This is a genomic window from Microcystis sp. M49636_WE2 (genome assembly GCF_030065375.1).
Taxonomy (GTDB): domain Bacteria; phylum Cyanobacteriota; class Cyanobacteriia; order Cyanobacteriales; family Microcystaceae; genus Microcystis; species Microcystis aeruginosa_C.
The window spans coordinates 1-4,092 of record NZ_JASJFG010000662.1; the positions used below are offsets into that span (position 1 = coordinate 1).

The window sequence follows — 4,092 nt, forward strand, 5'->3', positions numbered from 1 at the left end:
CGCAAATTCTCGAACTTCTCTCCACCATGACTGTGGGGCAAATGTTGGCAAAAGAAGGCTTTTCCGAACGCTACGACAAGGAAAACCCGATTTTTCTCCATGAATTTCTCTATCCCTTAATGCAGGGTTATGATTCCGTAGCTGTTGAGGCCGATGTCGAATTGGGAGGAACCGATCAAAAATTTAATATTGCCGTCGGTCGCGATTTACAGAAATATTTCGGCAAAAAACCGCAATTCGGGTTACTTTTACCGATTTTAATCGGAACCGATGGCAGTCAAAAAATGTCCAAATCCCTGAATAATTATGTGGGATTGCGGGAATCGGCCCTGTCCATGTACTCGAAACTGGAAAAAACCCCCGACGCTTTGTTAAAAGATTATTACGAACTATTGACAAATTTGCCCTTAGATGCTATGGCGAGCAATCCGCGAGAGGCACAAAAACAACTGGCGATCGAGGTAGTTGCCCAGTTTCACGGAGAAGAGGAGGCATTAAAGGCACAAAAAACAGCGCAGGAGATAGTTCTACAGGGAAATACGGCAGCTGCGGCCTCTGTACCCGAATTTTCCCTAGCAGCGGTCACTTTTCCCCTGAAATTATTCTATCTTCTTGCGGCCACCGGCTTATGTAAAAGTAGCGGCGAAGGGAGAAGACAGATTCAGGGGGGTGCAGTCAGAATCGATAGTGAGAAAATCACCGATGTGGACAAAAGTTTTGAGACAGCCGAAGCTTTAACGGGAAAAGTCCTACAGGTGGGCAAAAATAAATTTATTCGCTTTGTAGCTTAAATAAGCGAAAAAGTCCCTATTCGGCGGCTTTTTCCACGATTTCTAACTCAAAATCTCGAAAATGGGCTTTAAACTTTTTACTGAACTCGACGAGGACGGGTAGGTTGGCGCTAACCGGCCTACCACGCCATTCGGTGACAATCCCTTTCACCTCTCCCTCTAGTCCTTTCACGTCAAAAGGATCCGATTTGTGTTCAGGATGGTGATAAACTACCACAGACTCAATTACACGAACTTGATCGCCAACTTTCATAAACTCTCTAGCGAAGACAAACGCCTATTGTATCTTTGAAAACAATCTTATCATTCTACGCCGTATCAGGGAACGGGGAACTGAAAACTCTTAAGATTGAAACCTAGAGCCTGAGCTTTGACGATACTTTTGTTCGTAAGCAGCAATACTGGGAGCAACCTAAGCGTCACCTGTTGTGCAAGGCTGACGGCTAAAACACTGATAACTAGGGCTTGCTGAAAAAATCTAAAAACTTTGTTGGATAAGGCTTTTAGAGTTTTTGTCAATCAAAAAGTACCAGGCATGGGAGTGATCAGGGGGAAAATTGAGGTACTTTTTCTCTGAAAATTAGGTAACTGACTACCTCAAAGTCGGTAAAACCCCACACCCCACACCCCACACCCCACACCCTGCCCCCACGAAAAACTTTTTCAGCCAACCCTAACTACTTAATGATTTGATAGCATGGGGGAAAACCTATAGAGGGTTAAGCGGTATGAGTGACTATAAAGATTCTTCTTCCATGCGCTATTTCCTGGCGGGATTAAAACCCTTTGCCCAACCTTTATTTTGGCTACCGTTAGGAATATTTTCCTTGGCTCTAATTGGTTTGTGGGTATATCAACAGAATCCTGAATGGTTGGGTTCGGTATTAGATACCCCAGGAATGTCCTTGGAGGAGCGGGAAATCCGGGCTAACCAGATTACCGATACTCCTCTCCCCAGTACTGTACCATTGCCAGCCATTCCTGCCCATAATAATACCGCTCGCCTGAACAAACCGGCCTCGACGCAGCCTTTTAATCCTCTAAATACTAATCCCGATAAGAACCAGAAACCCTCCTTATTTGCGCCGTTAATGCCGCAGACTAAGCAAAATCAGGCACCGAAGGCTAGTAAAAGTCTGCAACCGATTCAACTGCGACCGATTAGTGGCGACAGTAGCAATTATCCTTTACAAAGGGAAATCGAAAATCGCTCGCGGACTGCTAACTTGAATAATTCTCCTAATCTCAACCCCGGGGGCAGCCCGAATCAAGTTAACCCCCAGGGAAATTATTCCCCTGAACAACAAAATGTTCAACCCCTACCCTCCTGGAATAATGCCAACCCTAACCCCGTCTCCGGCTCTAGCAACCAATCCAACTATTATCAACCCCCTGTATATCAACCCCCCGTCTACGGCAGTCAACCGAACGTCACTGGTTATCCTAATCAGGGAATGCCACCTAACAATAATGGCACCCCCAATCAAGTCCCACCTCAAAGTATTAACCGAGGTTTCACCATCCAACAACCTATTAATACCAGGTCTTCTGGTTACTAGAGGAACTTAGATAGGGTTTGCTGAATAAATCTAAAAACCTTGTTGGATAATATTTTTAGACTTTTTTGAAATCAAAAAGTACCAGCGATTGGAGTGATTGGGGGGAAAATCCCTGGACTTTTTCCCTGAAAATTAGGTAATTGACCGCCTGAAAATGGGTAAAACCCTACACCCCACACCCCACACCCTACCCCCACCAACAAACTTTTTGCCGCAAACCCTAGATAGGAGCTTGCAGGAAGTCTAATAAAATCGGATTAACTATTTCTGGAGCTTCATCCTGGGGACAGTGGCCTAAACCAGCTAAGGGGATAAACTGTTTTACTGTCGGGAATCTTGCTAATTCTTGGCCCAAGGACAAGGGTTCCCAGGGATCCTCGCTACCCCAAAGCAGAATGGCCGGACAGGGGAGAATCGGCAGCAGGTCTTCTGGGAGTGGGCCGCCAGAATAACCGGTAAAAGCGAGGAAAACCTCGATCGCTCCTGGATCTCGGGCGGGTTTTAGGATTATTTCTACTAATTCCTCTGTTACCGCTTCCGAGCGCCGATAAGCTTGCAGGAGAATTTTACGCACTGTCTGGGGTTTAGCGATCTGTTGGAAGAAAAAAGCCCCAATTGCTTTATTTTTGAGAATTATTTGGGCAATATCCGCGCCTAAACGACGATACCAGGGTAATTCCTCCCGTTTTCTTTCGTGCAGTAGTCTGAGGGAACAATTAATCGCCGCTACCCCAAGGACAAAATCGGGATAATCGACGGCAGCCTGCATAATGGCGACGCAACCGATGGAATTACCCGCCAAAAAAGCAGGCCCCCCCACCACTTCCCGACAAAAATCGGCAATTTGCGCCCCCCAAGTCTCGAAAGTGTAATCGATCTCCTTTTGCGGTTCGGGTTTGTCGGAACCGCCAAAACCAATTAAATCTAGGGCAAAACAGCGACATTTTTCGCCTAAAACGGGGATATTTTTGCGCCAATGTCCCCAAGATGCCCCAAATCCATGCACAAGCACGATCGCAGGTCCCGTCTCCCCCGCACTTTGATAGGTGATTTTGAATCCCCGCCAATGCCAAATTTTTGCTTGTGTCTCTAATCCTAGAATTTGTTGCATATTTTTGTTTATCTGTAAAGTATTTGTTGCTTTTCTTAATATATACTGTCAGGTTAACTGGCGGCTTAACTGGTCGTCTGGGGATGATGCCAAATACCGTCATAGTTCATCTCAAATGAACCCAACAATCGCCAATTATGATGAACCCTAGAAAGAAGTATTAAGTCACCTAGAAAACGGGTTTCTTGAAGAAACCCGTTTTCTGTGGGGTTTTTTGCGGAAAGTATCCCCCTCTTTTCGTAGTTCCCCCTCCCCTCGTAGTTTAAGGGGGTGAGGTCATAACAATCCGTTGCCAAAACAGACTTTTCAGAATATAATAGAGAAGAGTAGTCATTCATCGATCAGATTCGTTAAGATGATATTACATGACTAATAATATTGACCATGACCGCTTATTTAAGGAGTTAATCTCCACCTTTTTTATCGAATTTATCGAGTTATTTTTTCCTCAATTGATGGATTATTTAGATAGAAACTCGATTACTTTTTTAGGCTCTTCCGAACTTGTCATGTAAAATTAAAGAAAAAACAGACAATTATTGCTGACCAATAAAACAATAATTTATCTTTAAAAGCTGACTATGCTTGCAATACAGCAATTTATTGGTTAAAATATAGACAGCCAAGACCA

4 protein-coding genes and 1 pseudogene are annotated in these 4,092 nt (G+C 44.4%); 3 read left to right on the plus strand and 2 right to left on the minus strand.

What is annotated here, in order from left to right:
* Positions 1–791: tyrosine--tRNA ligase (gene tyrS / locus PX484_RS15305; RefSeq protein WP_288104558.1), on the plus strand; the 791-nt coding region annotated here is incomplete at its 5' end.
* Between the two features lie 16 nt (positions 792–807).
* On the opposite strand, the gene PX484_RS15310 is transcribed toward tyrS, so the two are convergent.
* Complete coding sequence (locus tag PX484_RS15310; protein ID WP_288059891.1) at positions 808–1,044, minus strand: ferredoxin-thioredoxin reductase variable chain; 237 nt, start codon at positions 1,042–1,044, stop codon at positions 808–810.
* A gap of 475 nt (positions 1,045–1,519) precedes the next feature.
* On the opposite strand from PX484_RS15310, the gene PX484_RS15315 reads away from it, so the two are divergent.
* Positions 1,520–2,350: a hypothetical protein gene (locus tag PX484_RS15315; RefSeq protein ID WP_002762900.1), complete on the plus strand. Its 831-nt coding sequence runs from the start codon at positions 1,520–1,522 to the stop codon at positions 2,348–2,350.
* 220 nt (positions 2,351–2,570) lie between these two features.
* Here the strand turns inward: PX484_RS15315 and PX484_RS15320 are convergent, their stop codons facing one another.
* The gene (locus tag PX484_RS15320) at positions 2,571–3,461 is read right to left on the minus strand and encodes an alpha/beta fold hydrolase (RefSeq protein WP_287671128.1); all 891 of its coding nucleotides are present in this window, start codon (positions 3,459–3,461) and stop codon (positions 2,571–2,573) included.
* 365 nt (positions 3,462–3,826) lie between these two features.
* Here PX484_RS15320 and PX484_RS15325 point away from each other — a divergent pair.
* Positions 3,827–3,952: pseudogene (locus PX484_RS15325) on the plus strand (flagellar assembly protein H); the annotation flags it as partial.
* Between the last annotated feature and the right edge of the window lie 140 nt (positions 3,953–4,092).

Bases quoted from the DNA above. Each gene is read 5' to 3' on its own strand.
- PX484_RS15320 (WP_287671128.1), bottom strand. From the start codon at position 3,461: ATGCAACAAATTCTAGGATTAGAGACACAAGCAAAAATTTGGCATTGG.
- PX484_RS15315 (WP_002762900.1), top strand. From the start codon at position 1,520: ATGAGTGACTATAAAGATTCTTCTTCCATGCGCTATTTCCTGGCGGGA.
- PX484_RS15310 (WP_288059891.1), bottom strand. From the start codon at position 1,044: ATGAAAGTTGGCGATCAAGTTCGTGTAATTGAGTCTGTGGTAGTTTAT.